Origin of the sequence: Escherichia sp. KTE159 (genome assembly GCF_000408805.1) — a bacterium.
Lineage (GTDB): Bacteria > Pseudomonadota > Gammaproteobacteria > Enterobacterales > Enterobacteriaceae > Escherichia > Escherichia marmotae.
The window spans coordinates 1,563,174-1,581,730 of sequence record NZ_KE137292.1 but is presented as its reverse complement, the minus strand read 5'-3'; the positions used below and the strand labels follow the sequence as shown (position 1 = coordinate 1,581,730).

Annotated in this window: 19 protein-coding genes; 13 read left to right on the top strand and 6 right to left on the bottom strand. The window is 50.0% G+C overall.

Going from position 1 to position 18,557, the window contains the following annotated elements; translation table 11 throughout:
- Positions 1-42: 42 nt before the first annotated feature.
- A complete protein-coding gene (gene cobO / locus A31E_RS14000) occupies positions 43-633 on the bottom strand; it encodes a cob(I)yrinic acid a,c-diamide adenosyltransferase (protein ID WP_001516495.1) in 591 nt (196 codons plus the stop codon).
- Positions 630-1,388 carry a YciK family oxidoreductase gene (locus A31E_RS14005; protein ID WP_000559299.1) on the bottom strand — a complete coding sequence of 253 codons (759 nt, stop codon included), beginning with the start codon at positions 1,386-1,388 and terminating at the stop codon, positions 630-632. The genes cobO and A31E_RS14005 overlap by 4 nt, the downstream gene beginning before the upstream one ends.
- Positions 1,389-1,605: 217 nt before the next feature.
- Here A31E_RS14005 and sohB point away from each other — a divergent pair, with 217 nt between their 5' ends.
- Positions 1,606-2,655, top strand: coding sequence for a protease SohB (gene sohB / locus A31E_RS14010; RefSeq protein WP_000422073.1), 1,050 nt, complete (start codon positions 1,606-1,608; stop codon positions 2,653-2,655).
- 35 nt (positions 2,656-2,690) lie between these two features.
- Here the strand turns inward: sohB and A31E_RS14015 are convergent, their stop codons facing one another.
- Positions 2,691-2,942: a YciN family protein gene (locus A31E_RS14015; RefSeq protein ID WP_001031530.1), complete on the bottom strand. Its 252-nt coding sequence runs from the start codon at positions 2,940-2,942 to the stop codon at positions 2,691-2,693.
- A gap of 379 nt (positions 2,943-3,321) precedes the next feature.
- Here A31E_RS14015 and topA point away from each other — a divergent pair, with 379 nt between their 5' ends.
- From topA to acnA, 7 genes are all read left to right on the top strand, one after another.
- Positions 3,322-5,919 carry a type I DNA topoisomerase gene (gene topA, locus A31E_RS14020; RefSeq protein WP_001516492.1) on the top strand — a complete coding sequence of 866 codons (2,598 nt, stop codon included), beginning with the start codon at positions 3,322-3,324 and terminating at the stop codon, positions 5,917-5,919.
- Positions 5,920-6,128: 209 nt separating this feature from the next.
- Positions 6,129-7,103 (top strand): HTH-type transcriptional regulator CysB, encoded by a 975-nt coding sequence (cysB, locus tag A31E_RS14025; protein WP_000776256.1) that lies wholly within the window; start codon positions 6,129-6,131, stop codon positions 7,101-7,103.
- A 316-nt stretch (positions 7,104-7,419) separates the two neighbouring features.
- On the top strand, positions 7,420-7,560 hold the full coding sequence (locus A31E_RS14030) for a YmiA family putative membrane protein (protein ID WP_001300896.1): 141 nt from the start codon (positions 7,420-7,422) through the stop codon (positions 7,558-7,560).
- A gap of 2 nt (positions 7,561-7,562) precedes the next feature.
- Positions 7,563-7,733: a protein YciX gene (yciX, locus tag A31E_RS14035; RefSeq protein ID WP_000261428.1), complete on the top strand. Its 171-nt coding sequence runs from the start codon at positions 7,563-7,565 to the stop codon at positions 7,731-7,733.
- A 116-nt stretch (positions 7,734-7,849) separates the two neighbouring features.
- The gene (ymiC, locus tag A31E_RS25740) at positions 7,850-7,945 is read left to right on the top strand and encodes a small membrane protein YmiC (protein WP_122983110.1); all 96 of its coding nucleotides are present in this window, start codon (positions 7,850-7,852) and stop codon (positions 7,943-7,945) included.
- Between the two features lie 447 nt (positions 7,946-8,392).
- The gene (gene ltrA / locus A31E_RS14040; RefSeq protein ID WP_016248754.1) at positions 8,393-9,682 is read left to right on the top strand and encodes a group II intron reverse transcriptase/maturase; all 1,290 of its coding nucleotides are present in this window, start codon (positions 8,393-8,395) and stop codon (positions 9,680-9,682) included.
- Positions 9,683-9,973: 291 nt separating this feature from the next.
- Positions 9,974-12,649, top strand: a complete 2,676-nt coding sequence (gene acnA / locus A31E_RS14045) for an aconitate hydratase AcnA (RefSeq protein ID WP_001516489.1) — start codon at positions 9,974-9,976, stop codon at positions 12,647-12,649.
- Between the two features lie 63 nt (positions 12,650-12,712).
- Here acnA and ribA read toward each other — a convergent pair whose 3' ends face one another.
- Complete coding sequence (gene ribA / locus A31E_RS14050; protein WP_001176295.1) at positions 12,713-13,303, bottom strand: GTP cyclohydrolase II; 591 nt, start codon at positions 13,301-13,303, stop codon at positions 12,713-12,715.
- Between the two features lie 169 nt (positions 13,304-13,472).
- On the opposite strand from ribA, the gene pgpB reads away from it, so the two are divergent.
- The 5 genes from pgpB (at position 13,473) to yciH (ending at position 17,126) form a co-directional block, all read left to right on the top strand.
- Positions 13,473-14,237, top strand: coding sequence for a phosphatidylglycerophosphatase B (pgpB, locus tag A31E_RS14055; RefSeq protein WP_016248753.1), 765 nt, complete (start codon positions 13,473-13,475; stop codon positions 14,235-14,237).
- A 148-nt stretch (positions 14,238-14,385) separates the two neighbouring features.
- Positions 14,386-14,694 carry a lipopolysaccharide assembly protein LapA gene (lapA, locus tag A31E_RS14060; RefSeq protein ID WP_000876278.1) on the top strand — a complete coding sequence of 103 codons (309 nt, stop codon included), beginning with the start codon at positions 14,386-14,388 and terminating at the stop codon, positions 14,692-14,694.
- A 6-nt stretch (positions 14,695-14,700) separates the two neighbouring features.
- A complete protein-coding gene (gene lapB, locus A31E_RS14065) occupies positions 14,701-15,870 on the top strand; it encodes a lipopolysaccharide assembly protein LapB (RefSeq protein WP_000891363.1) in 1,170 nt (389 codons plus the stop codon).
- Positions 15,871-16,062: 192 nt separating this feature from the next.
- A complete protein-coding gene (gene pyrF, locus A31E_RS14070; RefSeq protein ID WP_000176253.1) occupies positions 16,063-16,800 on the top strand; it encodes an orotidine-5'-phosphate decarboxylase in 738 nt (245 codons plus the stop codon).
- Positions 16,800-17,126, top strand: a complete 327-nt coding sequence (gene yciH / locus A31E_RS14075) for a stress response translation initiation inhibitor YciH (RefSeq protein WP_016248752.1) — start codon at positions 16,800-16,802, stop codon at positions 17,124-17,126. Before pyrF ends, yciH begins: the two co-directional genes overlap by 1 nt.
- A gap of 127 nt (positions 17,127-17,253) precedes the next feature.
- Here yciH and osmB read toward each other — a convergent pair whose 3' ends face one another.
- Positions 17,254-17,472 carry an osmotically-inducible lipoprotein OsmB gene (osmB, locus tag A31E_RS14080; RefSeq protein WP_000498252.1) on the bottom strand — a complete coding sequence of 73 codons (219 nt, stop codon included), beginning with the start codon at positions 17,470-17,472 and terminating at the stop codon, positions 17,254-17,256.
- A 268-nt stretch (positions 17,473-17,740) separates the two neighbouring features.
- Positions 17,741-18,490 carry a DNA-binding transcriptional regulator YciT gene (locus A31E_RS14085; protein WP_016248751.1) on the bottom strand — a complete coding sequence of 250 codons (750 nt, stop codon included), beginning with the start codon at positions 18,488-18,490 and terminating at the stop codon, positions 17,741-17,743.
- Between the last annotated feature and the right edge of the window lie 67 nt (positions 18,491-18,557).

Genomic DNA, 18,557 nt, shown 5'->3' with positions numbered 1-18,557 from the left:
GATTAAAGCACCTCAAGAGGCAATCTTTTGAGGTGCTTTCACTTAATAATCAATCCCGATTTGTGCTTTAACTCCTGCATCAAACGCATGTTTGACGGGGCGTAATTCACTGACGGTATCTGCCAGTTCAAGTATATCCCGATGACAGCCACGACCCGTGATAATCACCGTTTGCTGATGTGGACGCTCATTTAAGGCTTGCACCACTTCTTCCAGTGGCAAATAGTCATACGCCACCATATACGTCAGCTCATCGAGCAAAACCATATCCAGCGAGGAATCAGCCAGCATTCGCTTTGCATGTTGCCAGACTTCACGGCAGGCAGCGGTATCAGCTTCGCGGTTTTGCGTATCCCAGGTAAAACCTGTTGCCATCACCTGAAACTCGACGCCGTGTGGTTCCAGTAGATTGCGCTCGCCGTTAGGCCAGGTGCCTTTAATAAACTGCACGACGCCCACTTTTTTTCCGTGACCTACCGCGCGTGTTGCCGTACCAAATGCCGCAGTGGTTTTGCCTTTTCCATTGCCAGTAAAAACAATAATAATGCCGCGCTCATCCTGGGCCTGCGCCACGCGGGCATCCACTTTTTCTTTAACACGTTGCTGACGCTGTTGGTAGCGTTCGTCACTCATTGGGAAATTCCTGGTTTACGGCCCGGTTGGGCGTCAAAGGTCATACCGGTTTTACGGCGGCTGTCATCGCCCATCAGCCAGAGGTATAGCGGCATGATATCGGCGGGTGTTTTGAGCTTCAGCGGATCTTCCGTAGGGAAGGCACTGGCACGCATGGCGGTGCGCGTACCGCCCGGGTTAATGCAGTTCACACGCAGACGCTGCTGATATTCATCGGCCAGTACCTGCATCATCCCTTCGGTGGCAAATTTAGAGGCAGCATATGCGCCCCAGTTGGCACGCCCCTGACGTCCAACGCTTGATGAGGTAAAGACCAGCGAACCGGCGTCCGATTTGAGTAATAAAGGAAGAAGTGCCTGGGTCAGCATAAAGGTAGCATTTACGTTGACCTGCATGACATCCTGCCAGACCTGCGGATTTTGTTCGCTCATCGGGCAAACTTCGCCAAGCAATCCGGCATTATGCAGAACGCCGTCCAGACGCGGATAATTAACGGCAATGCGCTGTGCCAGTTGATGGCAATCTTCGGATGTGCAGGTCAGCAAATCGAGAATAAACCACTGTGGCTGGTGTCCGGTCTCTTCGAACATACGCCGGGCGACCTGACGTAATTTTTCTTCGTTACGACCCAGTAAAATCACCGTCGCGCCATAACGCGCATAAGTCTGAGCGGCTTCACGACCAATTCCGTCGCTGGCACCGGTCACCAGGATAATACGATCATTGAGTAAATCTTGTTTTGGTTGGTAATGCATGGCTACTCCTCAACGACATTATCCGTCGCGTTGCCAGTGTACTTATGACTTTGAGGGGTTATGCCTTAAACAGAGGCGCATTTCAATCAGCCAGGAGCGATAACGCCGTAAAATGAATACTTTGTCATACTTTCTCGTCAAGAATATCTCTGCGAGACGGCTTAACATGCCTGTTGTAAACTGTGAAGCAAAGCGTTGTTTAACCAAGGTGGGACTCGTGGAATTGTTGTCTGAATATGGTTTGTTTTTGGCGAAAATTGTCACTGTTGTGGTGGCGATTGCGGCTATTGCCGCCATTATTGTCAATGTTGCCCAACGTAATAAGCGCCAGCGTGGCGAGTTACGGGTTAATAATCTCAGCGAACAATATAAGGAGATGAAAGAAGAACTGGCCGCAGCGCTGATGGATACACATCAGCAAAAACAGTGGCATAAAGCGCAGAAGAAAAAGCACAAGCAAGAAGCGAAAGCAGCGAAAGCGAGAGCCAAACTGGGCGAGGTGGTGACTGACAGTAAGCCCCGTGTTTGGGTGCTGGATTTCAAAGGCAGCATGGACGCGCATGAAGTGAACTCGCTGCGTGAAGAGGTCACTGCGGTACTCGCGGCATTTAAGCCGCGTGACCAGGTGGTTTTGCGTCTGGAAAGCCCCGGCGGTATGGTTCATGGTTACGGTCTGGCAGCCTCGCAGTTGCAGCGTCTGCGCGATAAAAACATTCCTTTAACCGTTACGGTAGACAAAGTGGCTGCCAGCGGCGGCTACATGATGGCCTGTGTTGCGGATAAAATTGTTTCCGCACCGTTTGCCATTGTTGGCTCCATCGGTGTGGTGGCGCAAATGCCCAACTTTAACCGCTTCCTGAAAAGTAAAGATATTGATATCGAACTGCATACTGCCGGGCAATATAAGCGGACGTTGACATTGCTGGGTGAAAACACCGAAGAAGGGCGTGAGAAATTCCGTGAAGAACTGAACGAAACACATCAGCTATTTAAAGCTTTTGTAAAACGTATGCGTCCGTCTCTGGATATTGAAGAGGTGGCTACTGGCGAACACTGGTACGGGCAACAGGCGGTAGAGAAAGGTCTGGTTGACGAAATAAACACCAGTGATGAAGTGATTCTGAGTCTGATGGAAGGCCGTGAAGTGGTTAACGTGCGTTATATGCAGCGTAAACGGTTAATAGACCGATTTACCGGCAGTGCGGCAGAGAGCGTCGACCGATTGTTGTTACGCTGGTGGCAACGCGGGCAAAAGCCTTTGATGTAAAAGACAAACGCGAGGTTCAGACCTCGCGTTTTGCTTTAATCTACCAGATGATATTTTTCCGAGAGCACGTGAGCCAGGTGTTTAAACATATTAAACACCGCGGTGCTTTTCGCAGTCGGCAATCCTTGTTCATCTAAAAAGTAATCGCCGGTAAACACCAGTACGCCATTACGCTGCGTAACGCCGGTGGCTTCAATTCCTGCGAGCGTATCCTCATGCTCACGAATGATTTTGTTGGCCTCTTTCAACAGCGTTTCGCGGTCGATGGGTTGTGTCTCTTTGTTCATTATTTACTCCTTAAACAAGGACATTAGTCTACGCCAGGCATGGCTTGCAGACAAATATACCACGCTGGCGTCAGGTGCGCCTTACTGGCAACTTTGGATTTTGCATGCTAATAAAGTTGCGTAACGGATTTTATCAGGTACAGTGTGACGCTTTCGTCAATCTGGCAATAGATTTGCTTGACATTCGACCAAAATTCCGTCGTGCTATAGCGCCTGTAGGCAAAGACCTGCTAACTCAGTCACCTGAATTTTCGTGAACAGAGTCACGACAAGGGGTTGATATCCGCAGAGAGCGAGTCCATATCGGTAACTCGTTGCCAGTGGAAGGTTTATCAATGTGCGACGCATTCCTGGAAGAATCAAATTAGGTAAGGTGAATATGGGTAAAGCTCTTGTCATCGTTGAGTCCCCGGCAAAAGCCAAAACGATCAACAAGTATCTGGGTAGTGACTACGTGGTGAAATCCAGCGTCGGTCACATCCGCGATTTGCCGACCAGTGGCTCAACTACTAAAAAGAGTGCCGACTCTACCTCCACCAAGACGGCTAAAAAGCCTAAAAAGGATGAACGTGGCGCTCTCGTCAACCGTATGGGGGTTGACCCGTGGCACAATTGGGAGGCGCACTATGAAGTGTTGCCTGGTAAAGAGAAGGTCGTCTCTGAACTGAAACAACTGGCTGAAAAAGCCGACCACATCTATCTCGCAACCGACCTTGACCGCGAAGGGGAAGCCATTGCATGGCACCTGCGGGAAGTGATTGGTGGTGATGATGCGCGCTATAGCCGGGTGGTGTTTAACGAAATTACTAAAAACGCGATCCGCCAGGCTTTCAACAAACCTGGTGAGCTGAATATTGATCGTGTTAATGCCCAGCAGGCGCGTCGCTTTATGGACCGTGTGGTGGGTTATATGGTTTCTCCGCTGCTGTGGAAAAAGATTGCTCGCGGTCTTTCTGCCGGGCGTGTGCAATCAGTGGCGGTTCGCCTGGTGGTCGAGCGTGAACGAGAAATTAAAGCGTTCGTACCGGAAGAGTTCTGGGAGGTGGATGCCAGCACGACCACACCATCAGGCGAAGCGTTGGCCTTGCAGGTGACCCATCAGAACGACAAACCGTTCCGCCCGGCGACTAAAGAACAAACTCAGGCAGCGGTAAGTCTGCTGGAAAAAGCGCGCTATAGCGTGCTGGAACGTGAAGACAAACCGACAACCAGTAAACCTGGCGCGCCTTTTATTACTTCCACATTGCAACAGGCTGCCAGTACCCGTCTTGGTTTTGGCGTGAAAAAAACCATGATGATGGCGCAGCGTCTGTATGAAGCTGGCTATATCACTTACATGCGTACCGACTCCACTAACCTGAGTCAGGACGCGGTAAATATGGTTCGTGGATATATTAGCGATAATTTCGGTAAGAAATATCTGCCGGAAAGCCCGAACCAATACGCCAGCAAAGAAAACTCTCAAGAAGCGCACGAAGCGATTCGTCCTTCTGACGTCAATGTAATGGCAGAATCGCTGAAAGATATGGAAGCGGATGCGCAGAAACTGTACCAGTTAATCTGGCGTCAGTTCGTTGCATGTCAGATGACCCCGGCGAAATATGACTCCACCACGCTGACCGTTGGCGCAGGTGATTTCCGCCTGAAAGCGCGCGGACGTATTTTGCGTTTCGACGGTTGGACGAAAGTGATGCCCGCGCTGCGTAAAGGCGATGAAGATCGTATTTTACCGGCTGTCGATAAAGGTGACTCACTGTCGCTTGTTGAGCTGACACCTGCTCAGCACTTTACCAAACCGCCAGCCCGTTTCAGTGAAGCTTCGCTGGTTAAAGAACTGGAAAAACGCGGTATTGGTCGTCCTTCCACCTATGCGTCGATCATTTCGACCATTCAGGATCGTGGTTATGTGCGCGTAGAAAACCGTCGTTTCTATGCGGAAAAAATGGGTGAGATCGTAACTGATCGCCTGGAAGAAAATTTCCGTGAGTTAATGAACTACGACTTTACCGCGCAGATGGAAAACAGCCTCGACCAGGTGGCGAATCACGAAGCAGAGTGGAAAGCCGTACTGGATCACTTCTTCTCGGATTTCACCCAGCAGCTCGATAAAGCGGAAAAAGATCCGGAAGAGGGCGGTATGCGGCCGAACCAGATGGTTCTGACCAGTATCGATTGCCCGACCTGTGGCCGCAAAATGGGTATTCGTACTGCCAGTACCGGGGTATTCCTCGGCTGTTCCGGCTATGCGCTACCGCCGAAAGAGCGTTGCAAAACCACCATCAACCTGGTGCCGGAAAACGAAGTGCTTAACGTGCTGGAAGGCGAAGATGCTGAAACCAACGCGCTGCGCGCCAAACGTCGTTGCCAGAAGTGTGGCACGGCGATGGATAGCTATCTCATCGATCCGAAACGTAAATTGCATGTCTGTGGTAATAACCCAACCTGCGACGGTTACGAGATCGAAGAGGGCGAATTCCGCATTAAAGGTTATGACGGCCCGATCGTTGAGTGTGAAAAATGTGGTTCTGAAATGCATCTGAAAATGGGGCGTTTCGGTAAATACATGGCCTGCACTAACGAAGAGTGTAAAAACACGCGTAAGATTTTACGTAACGGTGAAGTCGCGCCGCCGAAAGAAGATCCGGTTCCGCTGCCAGAATTACCGTGCGAAAAATCGGATGCTTATTTCGTGCTGCGTGATGGTGCTGCCGGTGTGTTCCTGGCTGCCAATACCTTCCCGAAATCACGTGAAACGCGTGCACCGCTGGTGGAAGAGCTTTATCGCTTCCGCGACCGTTTACCGGAAAAATTGCGTTATCTGGCCGATGCGCCGCAGCAGGATCCGGAAGGTAATAAGACAATGGTTCGCTTTAGCCGTAAAACCAAACAGCAATATGTCTCTTCGGAAAAAGATGGAAAGGCAACTGGCTGGTCAGCATTTTATGTAGATGGCAAATGGGTTGAAGGGAAAAAATAACCTTTAACTTTTTCCGGTTTTTATAAACAAAGGGTCGCGAAAACGGCCCTTTTTTATTACATATTATTTTTTCTGCACACCTATACACTAAAGCTATAAATGATATAGTGGTTATAGTTATCGCTTTTTTTATTATTAAATCGTATTAGTCACCCGCCAGGTGTGACGAAAAAACGATGTTCAGATGGCGTCTAAGTGGATGGTTTAACATGAAATTACAACAACTTCGCTATATTGTTGAGGTGGTCAATCATAACCTGAATGTCTCATCAACGGCTGAAGGACTTTACACATCACAACCTGGGATCAGTAAGCAAGTCAGAATGCTGGAAGATGAGTTGGGCATTCAAATTTTTTCCCGCAGCGGCAAGCATTTGACGCAGGTTACTCCAGCCGGGCAGGAAATAATTCGTATTGCTCGTGAAGTCCTGTCGAAAGTAGATGCCATTAAATCGGTTGCCGGAGAGCACACCTGGCCAGATAAAGGCTCATTATATATTGCCACTACTCACACTCAGGCACGCTATGCGTTACCAAACGTCATCAAAGGTTTTATTGAGCGTTATCCTCGCGTTTCTTTGCATATGCACCAGGGATCACCGACACAAATTGCCGATGCAGTCTCTAAAGGTAATGCCGATTTCGCTATTGCCACGGAAGCACTTCATTTGTATGAAGATTTGGTGATGCTGCCATGCTATCACTGGAACCGGGCTATTGTGGTGACCCCGGACCACCCACTGGCAGGCAAAAATGCAATCACCATTGAAGAACTGGCGCAGTATCCGTTGGTGACGTATACCTTCGGTTTTACCGGACGCTCTGAACTGGATACCGCTTTTAACCGCGCAGGGTTGACGCCGCGTATCGTCTTCACGGCAACGGATGCTGATGTCATTAAAACCTACGTCCGGTTGGGACTGGGGGTAGGGGTGATTGCCAGCATGGCGGTCGACCCGGTTGCTGACCCTGACCTGGTTCGTGTCGATGCACACGACATTTTCAGCCATAGCACAACCAAAATTGGTTTTCGTCGCAGTACGTTTTTACGCAGTTATATGTATGATTTCATTCAGCGTTTTGCCCCGCATTTAACGCGAGACGTCGTTGATGCCGCTGTGGCACTGCGTTCTAATGAAGAAATTGAGGTCATGTTTAAAGATATCAAGTTGCCTGAAAAATAATTACCTGCGTTATTTCCGGCACCTTTATGTTACCAGGGGGCCGGAATATATTCTCTGCTCCTTCTTATTCGTACGCACCCACAATATAATTACCCCTGAAATCTTTATGGTAAATCGATCATAAAGTAGTGCCTAATTACCCGCCTCGCAAACTTCAATCTTCAAATATCTATATCAGGTCAAAAGATTGAATTATTCACTGGATACGATTCGTAAATTAGCTGGATTTTTGGCTAAAGTTTCATTAGGATTTGTCTCATCGTTTGATTAATTTTACCAATTGGTTAACGTCTTACTGATAAGTGATGGCGATCATATGAGGTTAGCAATGCCTTCTGGAAATCAGGAACCCCGCCGGGACCCTGAATTAAAACGCAAAGCCTGGCTTGCAGTATTTCTTGGTTCTGCACTCTTCTGGGTGGTTGTCGCACTACTGATATGGAAAGTGTGGGGATAACGATGGTTGTTCAGGAGCAGCATCAGGAATCGTCACCATTATGTCAGCATAGTGACAACGAAATGGAAACGAAACGAGAATGTTCCGTCGTTATTCCAGATGACTGGAAACTAACGTCGCAGCAGCAAGCCTTTATAGAGATGTTTGCTGAAGATGATCAGCAGAAACAATAATTATCATCATTCTTATTACCCGATATATTCGTGAATTAAACGCTTTTTAATACACCACTGCAATAAAAGGTTGAGTAATTTCAACATAAAGTAATAACAAATAAAGGGTGTAGCCTATGATCATCACAAATACGAAATACTGGTCCTGGATGGGCGCATTTTCTCTGTCGATACTCTTCTGGTCCGAACTCATCTGGATAGTTGCTCACTAATCTCTGACCTCGCTGCGGCGAGGTTTTTCTTTGTGTGCCGGGCATGTTCAGCAGCTCGGGGGTGAAAGTCCCCTGTCCAGCCTGATGGTGGCGAAGGACTAGCGAAGCGCAAGGGCGTCGTCGTGAGGCGGGGTCTGAAGGAAGCGTGAAGCAAATCCATGACCTGACGAACAGAAATCCGATACGAGGCCTACCCGGTTGGCGGAGCAAGCAAAGAATTGCGAAGGCCATAACCATCAAGAACCGGGGTGGTAAATCGGACAGGTGTGTGGTGAAGGCGGCTGAACTTACCCCGGGAGGCCTGTCCGTCGTTCTGTATCCAGAACTGGGCGTACCGTAAGGGGCGCTGACCGGCGGACAGGAGTCAGCAGAGGGCATAGTAGGGCATGACACCCGAAGGCCCGAACGGTAATGCGTGACGAGTATCAACGGAGGTTCTGAACGGTCATGCAGCAGAAAACGTATCGCGACCCTGAGGCCGGGGAACGGGGTGAAGCCCCGAACGCCGCCCTTCCGGGGGCTGAAACCGTGCAGGCACCGACGAACAGAGAAAGTCCGTCGTCAACAGTGTGGCTGATGGAAGCCATTTGTGAACCAGTCAATCTCAGGCAAGCCCTGAAAAGAGTTAAAGCCAACAAAGGTGCAGCGGGAGTCGATGGTATGCGCGTAAGCGAACTGCCGGACTACCTGAGGCACCACTGGCCAGAGCTGAAAGCGCAACTGCTGTCCGGCAGATACCGCCCATCTCCTGTGAGAAGAGTGTCCATACCGAAGCCCGGCGGCGGCGAACGTCTGCTGGGCATCCCGACGGTGGTGGATCGCTTCACCCAGCAGGCGATGATGCAGGTATTGCAGGCACAGTGGGATAGCTCGTTCAGCGACAACAGCTACGGGTTCCGTCCCGGTCGTTCGGCCCATCAGGCAGTGATACAAGCCCGGGAACATATCGGGGCCGGGTATCACGGGGTGGTCGACCTCGATCTGGAGAAGTTCTTCGACCGGGTAAATCACGATGTGCTGATGAGCCGGATAGAGAAACGAGTATCGGATAAACGGGTGTTGTCACTTATCCGCAGGTTCCTGAATGTAGGGGTGATGGACGCAGGTCTGGTAAGGCCGGTGACAGAAGGAACGCCGCAGGGCGGCTCACTGTCGCCGCTGCTATCGAACCTGCTGCTTGACGACCTCGACAAGGAACTGGAGAAACGTGGTCTGAAGTTCGTGCGGTACGCAGACGACTGTAATGTCTACGTGAAAAGCGAACGGGCAGGCAACCGGATCATGGCGGGGTTGACGCACTGGCTGAGCCATAAACTGAAGCTGAAGGTCAACGCGAAGAAGAGTGCTGTAGCACGCCCTGAAACGCGCAAGTTCCTTGGATACAGCTTCATAAGGGGGCGGAAGGTATGGTGCGTGGTATCGCCGGAGTCGATAAAACGGTTCAAAATGCGGATAAGAGCACTGACCGGACGCAACACAGGGAGAAGCCTTGAACAGCTAACTCAGCCGCTAAGACGATATCTGACGGGCTGGAAAAGTTACTACGGGCTGAACCAGAGGCCATCGCTGATGCGAGAGCTGAACGGATGGATAAGGCGCAGGCTGCGAAGCATACTCTGGAAACAGTGGAAAACGGGCCGCAACCGCTTCAGGGAGTTGCGCAGTCGAGGCGTAAGCAAGGACCTTGCGGCGCAAACAGCAGGAAGCTGCCATAAAGAGTGGCGGATAAGCTTGTAGTCCGGCACTGAATATAGCACTCCCCAATAAGCTGTTCTCCAGACTGGGCCTGCCAGAAGTATAGGCAAGCGACGATCAACATAACCGAACCGCCGTATACGGCCCCGTACGTACGGTGGTGTGGGAGGAAGCTGATCGTGAGATCAGCTCCTATCCCGATTTATCCCTGTAAGGCCTCTCCTCTTTTATCAATTTGGGTTGTTATCAAATCGTTACGCAGTGTTTGTGTTATCTTTAATATTCACCCTGAGGAGAATCAGGGCATCGCAACCCTGTCATTAAGGAGGAGCTATGTCGTCAACCCTACGAGAAGCCACTAAGGACACGTTGCAGGCTAAAGATAAAACCTACCACTACTACAGTCTGCCGCTTGCTGCCAAATCACTGGGCGATATTACCCGTCTGCCTAAGTCACTCAAAGTTTTGCTCGAAAACCTGCTGCGCTGGCAGGATGGCAACTCTGTTACCGAAGAAGATATACATGCGCTGGCAGGATGGCTGAAAAATGCCCATGCTGACCGTGAAATCGCTTACCGTCCGGCAAGAGTGCTGATGCAAGACTTTACCGGCGTGCCTGCTGTCGTTGACCTTGCGGCGATGCGTGAAGCGGTAAAACGTCTCGGCGGCGATACCGCGAAGGTGAACCCGCTCTCACCCGTCGATCTGGTGATTGACCACTCGGTGACCGTCGATCGGTTTGGTGATGATGAGGCCTTCGAGGAAAACGTGCGCCTGGAAATGGAGCGCAATCACGAACGTTATGTATTCCTGAAATGGGGACAGCAGGCGTTCAGTCGTTTTAGGGTGGTGCCGCCAGGCACTGGGATTTGCCATCAGGTTAACCTCGAGTATCTCGGTAAAGCGGTGTGGAGCGAATTGCAGGGCGGTGAGTGGATTGCTTACCCGGATACGCTTGTCGGCACCGACTCGCACACCACGATGATCAACGGTCTTGGCGTGTTGGGGTGGGGTGTTGGTGGGATCGAAGCGGAAGCAGCAATGTTAGGTCAGCCGGTTTCCATGCTTATCCCGGATGTTGTGGGCTTTAAACTCAGCGGAAAATTACGTGAAGGTATCACCGCCACAGACTTGGTTCTTACCGTCACTCAGATGCTGCGTAAACATGGCGTAGTGGGTAAATTCGTCGAATTTTACGGCGATGGACTGGATTCGCTGCCGCTGGCAGATCGCGCGACAATTGCCAACATGTCACCGGAGTACGGCGCGACCTGCGGCTTCTTCCCAATAGATTCGGTTACCCTCGATTACATGCGTTTAAGTGGACGCAGTGAAGATCAGGTCGAGCTGGTCGAAAAATACGCCAAAGCGCAAGGAATGTGGCGTAACCCGGGCGATGAACCGATTTTTACCAGTACATTAGAACTGGATATGAATGACGTTGAAGCCAGTCTTGCCGGACCAAAACGGCCGCAGGATCGCGTTGCGCTGGCAGATGTACCAAAAGCTTTTGCCGCCAGTAACGAACTGGAAGTGAATGCCACGCATAAAGATCGCCAGCCCGTCGATTATGTTATGAACGGGCATCAGTATCAGTTGCCTGATGGCGCAGTGGTTATTGCCGCAATAACATCGTGTACCAACACGTCTAACCCCAGCGTGTTGATGGCTGCCGGGTTGCTGGCGAAAAAAGCCGTAACTCTGGGGCTGAAACGACAACCGTGGGTTAAAGCGTCGCTGGCTCCCGGCTCGAAAGTGGTTTCTGACTATCTGGCAAAAGCCAAACTGACACCGTATCTCGATGAACTTGGCTTTAATCTTGTAGGCTATGGCTGTACAACCTGTATCGGTAACTCTGGCCCATTACCCGATCCTATCGAAACGGCGATCAAAAAAGGTGATTTAACCGTTGGAGCGGTGCTGTCTGGTAACCGTAACTTTGAAGGGCGTATTCATCCACTGGTTAAAACCAACTGGCTGGCCTCGCCGCCGCTGGTTGTTGCTTATGCGCTGGCGGGCAATATGAACATCAACCTCGCTTCCGATCCACTTGGACATGATCGCAAAGGCGATCCGGTATATCTGAAAGATCTCTGGCCATCAGCACAAGAAATTGCTCGCGCGGTTGAGCAAGTCTCAACAGAAATGTTCCGTAAAGAATATGCGGAAGTTTTTGAAGGCACGGCGGAGTGGAAAGAGATTAACGTTGCGCGATCAGATACCTACGGATGGCAGGATGATTCGACCTATATTCGGTTATCGCCTTTCTTTGATGAGATGCAGGTAACACCAGCGCCAGTGGAAGACATTCACGGTGCGCGAATCCTGGCAATGTTGGGGGATTCGGTTACCACTGACCATATTTCTCCGGCAGGCAGTATTAAGCCCGACAGCCCGGCAGGGCGATATTTGCAGGGTCGTGGCGTTGAGCGTAAAGACTTTAACTCCTACGGTTCGCGGCGTGGTAACCATGAAGTGATGATGCGCGGCACGTTTGCCAATATTCGCATTCGTAACGAAATGGTGCCTGGCGTTGAAGGAGGGATGACGCGCCATTTGCCTGCCAGCGAGGTTGTCTCTATTTACGATGCAGCGATGCGCTATAAGCAGGAGAAAACACCGCTGGCGGTGATTGCCGGGAAAGAGTATGGATCTGGTTCCAGCCGTGACTGGGCAGCAAAAGGTCCGCGTCTGCTCGGTATTCGTGTGGTTATTGCCGAATCGTTTGAACGTATTCACCGTTCGAATCTAATTGGTATGGGTATTCTGCCGCTGGAGTTCCCTCCAGGCGTGACGCGTAAAACGTTAGGGCTGAGCGGGGAAGAAAAGATTGATATTACCGATCTACAAAGTCTACAACCGGGCGCGACGGTTCCGGTGACGCTAACGCGAGCGGAGGGGAGTCAGGAAGTTGTGCCGTGCCGTTGTCGTATCGACACCGCGACGGAATTAACCTATTACCAGAACGACGGTATTTTGCATTATGTCATTCGTAATATGTTGAAGTAACTGTGCTTTACTTGCCGGATGAGGGGCATCCGGCAAGCAGGCCGAATTTGCATTAAACGAGGATTATTTGTTCAGCAAATGGCCCATTTTTTCCGCTTTGGTATCGAGATAATGCTCGTTATTTGGGTTACGACCGACAATCAACGGCACGCGTTCAACAATGTTAATCCCTGCTTCGGTCAGAATTTCGACTTTTTTCGGGTTGTTGGTTAACAGACGGACTTCGTTGACACCAAGTAACTTGAACATATCGGCGCAAAGAGTGAAATCGCGTTCATCAGCGGCGAAGCCTAACTGGTGATTAGCCTCTACGGTATCGTAGCCTTGATCCTGCAACGCGTAAGCGCGAATTTTATTCAGCAGACCAATGTTACGTCCTTCCTGACGGTGATACAGCAAAATACCACGGCCTTCTTCGGCTATTTGTGTCAGTGCCGCTTCAAGCTGGAAGCCACAATCGCAGCGCAAGCTGAACAGGGCGTCACCGGTCAGACATTCGGAATGGACGCGCGCAAGTACCGGGGTATGCCCGGAAATATCGCCATAGACTAGCGCGACATGATCGTGTCCGGTTGCCAGTTCTTCAAATCCCACCATCAGGAAATCGCCCCAGGGGGTTGGCAGTTTAGCTTCTGCCACACGTTTAAGCTGCATGAAATTCTCCAGATAATGCTGGTTCTGTATCGGCTTATTTTGCCATAACGCGAAGGTGTTCACCTAATCACGACGCGTCAATCGTTCACTGAATGGCACAAATCTGTCAATTTTTCCAGGTCAGAGCATTTTCAGTTATGATTGTGAGACTTATAAGGAAGGAGAGACCATGCGTTCGATTGCCAGACGTACCGCAGTTGGAGCAGCACTATTACTTATCATGCCGGTAGCGGTATGGATTTCTGGCTGGCGTTGGCAACCTGGAGATCAAAGTTGGCTGTTAAAAGCGGCCTTTTGGGTCACTGAAACCGTCACTCAGCCCTGGGGCGTCATTACGCATCTTATTTTATTCGGCTGGTTTCTCTGGTGTCTGCGTTTTCGCCTCAAAGCCGCAGTTATGTTATTTGCTATTCTGGCAGCGGCAATTCTTGTCGGACAGGGAGTTAAATCCTGGATCAAAGGTAAAGTTCAGGAGCCACGCCCTTTTGTTATCTGGCTGGAAAAAACACATCATATTCCGGTTGATGAGTTCTACACTTTAAAGCGAGCAGAGCGCGGTAATTTAGTGAAAGAACAGTTGGCTGAAGAAAAAAATATCCCGCAATATTTACGTTCTCATTGGCAGAAAGAGACGGGGTTTGCCTTTCCTTCCGGCCACACGATGTTTGCCGCCAGTTGGGCCTTGCTCGCCGTTGGGCTGTTGTGGCCACGTAGGCGAACTTTAACCATTGCGCTCTTGCTGGTCTGGGCAACGGGAGTAATGGGAAGCCGCTTGCTGCTGGGGATGCATTGGCCGCGCGATCTGGTGGTGGCTACGTTGATTTCGTGGGCGCTGGTGGCGGTGGCAACCTGGTTCGCGCAACGTATTTGTGGGCCATTAACACCACCGCCGGAAGAAAATCGTGAGATAGCGCAGCGAGAACAAGAAAGTTAAAACTGGTTGAATTTCCGAATTTAACCCTCAAATCATCAACAATGATTGTGGCTACCATTTCGCAGACGTCGTGAAAATGGTACTTTAAAGGGCTATTGCGGTAAGTTGACCATAATTTATTCGCTCTAACCACATAACGGGAAGTAATGTGAAATATTTACTCATTTTCTTACTGGTGTTAGCGATTTTTGTGATTTCTGTCACGTTAGGTGCGCAGAATGATCAGCAGGTAACGTTTAATTATCTGTTAGCGCAAGGGGAGTATCGTATCTCTACTTTGCTGGCGGTATTGTTTGCTGCGGGGTTTGCTATCGGTTGGTTGATTTGTGGCCTGTTCTGGCTGCGAATTCGTGTTTCTCTGGCACGCGCTGAACGTAAAATAAAGCGACTGGAAAACCAGCTTTCACCTGCGACTGGCGTGGCGGTAGCGCCTGATTCGTCAGTAGCGAAGGAATAACTTTCTATGCTGGAGTTGTTGTTTCTGCTCTTGCCTGTAGCCGCTGCCTATGGCTGGTATATGGGCCGCAGAAGTGCGCAACAAAACAAGCAAGATGAAGCCAACCGCCTGTCACGTGATTACGTAGCAGGGGTTAACTTCCTGCTTAGTAATCAACAGGACAAAGCGGTGGATCTGTTCCTCGATATGCTGAAAGAGGATACAGGCACCGTTGAAGCCCACCTTACGCTCGGAAACTTATTCCGTTCGCGTGGCGAAGTCGATCGCGCTATTCGTATTCATCAAACCTTAATGGAAAGTGCCTCGTTGACCTATGAGCAGCGTCTGCTGGCAATTCAGCAACTGGGGCGTGATTACATGGCGGCGGGTTTATACGATCGCGCGGAAGATATGTTTAATCAACTGACTGATGAAACCGACTTCCGAGTTGGCGCATTGCAACAACTGTTGCAAATCTATCAGTCCACCAGTGAATGGCAGAAAGCAATTGATGTTGCAGAACGCCTGGTGAAGCTTGGTAAAGATAAACAGCGAGTCGAAATCGCCCATTTCTACTGTGAATTAGCCCTTCAGCACATGGCCAGTGACGATCTCGATCGCGCTATGGCCTTGTTGAAAAAAGGGGCGGCAGCCGACAAAAACAGCGCCCGCGTGTCCATTATGATGGGACGTGTTTTCATGGCAAAAGGGGAGTACGCAAAAGCGGTCGAGAGCCTGCAACGCGTTATCTCCCAGGACAGAGAGCTGGTCAGCGAAACGCTGGAAATGCTGCAAACCTGCTATCAGCAACTGGATAAAACTGCCGAATGGGCAGAGTTTCTCCAGCGTGCGGTGGAGGAGAATACGGGGGCAGATGCTGAACTGATGCTTGCCGACATCATTGAAGCGCGCGATGGCAGCGAAGCCGCACAGGTCTATATTACGCGCCAGCTACAACGCCATCCGACGATGCGCGTGTTCCACAAGTTGATGGATTACCACCTTAACGAAGCGGAAGAAGGGCGCGCCAAAGAGAGCCTGATGGTGTTGCGTGACATGGTGGGCGAGAAGGTGCGTAGTAAGCCGCGTTACCGCTGCCAGAAGTGTGGTTTTACTGCATACACGCTTTACTGGCATTGTCCGTCCTGCCGTGCCTGGTCAACCATTAAACCGATTCGTGGCCTGGATGGACTGTAATTTATAAAAAAAACTATCTTTAGTTACAACATACTAATGGTTATTTTTACAAATAGCTTCGGTAACGCCTGAGCAGAAAAAGACTGGCAGGGGGAAAATCGTAACTGTTAATTTTTTATTTCCACGGGTAGAATGCACGCCGTTTACCTGTTTTGCGCCACTTCCGGTGCCCATCATCAAGAAGGTCTGGTCATGACGTTAACTGCTTCATCTCCTTCCCGCGCTGTTACTCATTCTCCTGTTGTTGTTGCCCTTGATTATAATAATCGTGACGCTGCGCTGGCGTTTGTCGACAAGATCGACCCACGCGATTGCCGTCTGAAAGTAGGCAAAGAGATGTTTACCCTGTTTGGGCCGCAGTTTGTTCGTGAACTGCAACAACGTGGTTTTGATATCTTCCTCGACCTGAAATTCCACGATATTCCCAATACCGCAGCGCACGCCGTGGCAGCGGCGGCTGACTTAGGCGTGTGGATGGTAAACGTTCATGCCTCTGGCGGCGCACGTATGATGACCGCAGCACGTGAGGCGTTGGTTCCGTTTGGCAAAGATGCGCCGCTATTAATCGCTGTGACTGTACTCACTAGTATGGAAGCTAGCGATCTGGCCGATCTTGGTGTGACACTGTCACCGGCAGATTATGCAGAGCGTCTGGCGGCGCTGACGCAAAAATGCGGCCTTGACGGTGTTGTGTGTTCAGCCCAGGAAGCTGTGCGGTTTAAACAAGCATTTGGTCAGGATTTCAAACTGGTGACGCCGGGTATTCGCCCGCAGGGGAGCGACGCTGGCGATCAGCGCCGCATCATGACCCCGGAACAGGCGCTGGCGGCAGGCGTTGATTATATGGTGATTGGTCGCCCGGTAACGCAATCGGCGGCCCCGGCGCAAACGCTGAAAGCGATCAACACCTCGTTACAACGGAGTGCATGATGAGTGATTCTAACAGCCGTCTGGTCTACTCAACGGAAACTGGACGTATTGATGAACCCAAAGCGACCCCTGTACGACCAAAAGGCGACGGAGTGGTGCGCATCCAACGGCAAACCAGTGGGCGTAAAGGTAAGGGCGTATGCCTGATTACCGGCGTCGATCTCGATGATGCCGAACTGACAAGGCTGGCGGCTGAACTGAAGAAAAAATGCGGCTGCGGCGGGGCAGTAAAAGATGGAATTATCGAAATCCAGGGGGATAAGCGTGATTTATTAAAATCACTGCTTGAAGCGAAAGGGATGAAGGTAAAACTCGCAGGCGGTTAACAAAAAAAGCCACGGAAATATTTTCGTGGCTTTCGTTTATTTCACTGTGTGTATTATTCAGTTATTTCGTACTGAACAGAGTCAAGCGTATTATAATAGCGAGTTGCTAATCGACATTTATTTACGATTATTTACCGACCTGGTGACCGATAATACCACCAACTGCTGCACCACCTAATGTACCCAGCGTGCTGCCATCAGTCAGTACTGCACCGCCTAAAGCCCCTGCACCTGCACCGATTGCGGTGTTTCGGTCCCGTTTAGACCAGTTAGAACAGGCACTTAGAGACATTGCCAGTGTAATTGCCAGAACAGCCGCGGTCATTTTTTTGCTCGTTACAAACATAATACTCTCTCCTGAATTTATGATTCACGGAAGTAAGCTCTCTATAACTATAATAGTTCAGAATAGGCCATGTAAAATTATTCCGTGAAATCCTCTCGCGCGCAGGGTTATATCACGCAGGTGATAGTGACTTCCTGTTATATCGCTGATAATAAGTTTATAACGTTAGGGTGTTAATAACAGGTAAATAGTCTTAATTATCAACCAGGAATCATCTTAGTGCGGATGATTTGCGTTAGAGCAAATCATCCGTAAGGAAGGAAAGTGATTATATGTCAACGACGTGAACGATTAATTTACTGTGTTCCAAAGACATCAGATCGCTGGCGCTAATCTTTGAATCGGTTATAACGCGTTTGATTCTCTCAACAGGGCCGATGGGGTAAGAATGTACGGCACCAAACTTTGAACTGTCAGTCAGGACAATGGTTTCGCACTCTTTTTCCAGTACAGCATTGACCACATCGGTACGCATCATGTCGCGACCTGTAAACCCGGTTTCAGGTTGCCAGCCATCGATACCAATAAATGCCTTACTGAAATGCACCTGTTGGATACACTGACGTGTCAGAGGACCAACCATACTTTCGCTTTTTTTCTGGTACACACCGCCAAGTAAAATGACTTCACAAGGGGCGTCTTTCAATAAATGCGCTATATAGCTGCTGACCGTAATGATGGTGACATTTTTCTTTTGCTCACCCAATGTGCGGGCCAGAAGGGCATTACTGCTGCCATTCTCGATAAAGATGGTTTCTCCCGCTTGAACCAGTGAGGCGGCAAACTCAGCGAGTTCACGTTTCAGCGTATAATTATTCATCATACGGGTTTCGACATCATCGCTATCAAGCGAAACAGCAAAACCATGTGCACGGCGTAGATAGCTAAGTTTTTCGAGGGTGTTGAGATCCTGGCGGATAGTAACTTCGGAAACTCCAGTGGCTTTCGCCAGATCGGTTACGCTAACCTGACCCTGGTCAATGACCATCTGTAGAATAGTTTGTTGTCGGGAATTCATCGCTGTAATTCTTATAACGTTATAATACTCAATAAAAAATGCTGACGCGCCGGGCATCCTTAAATAG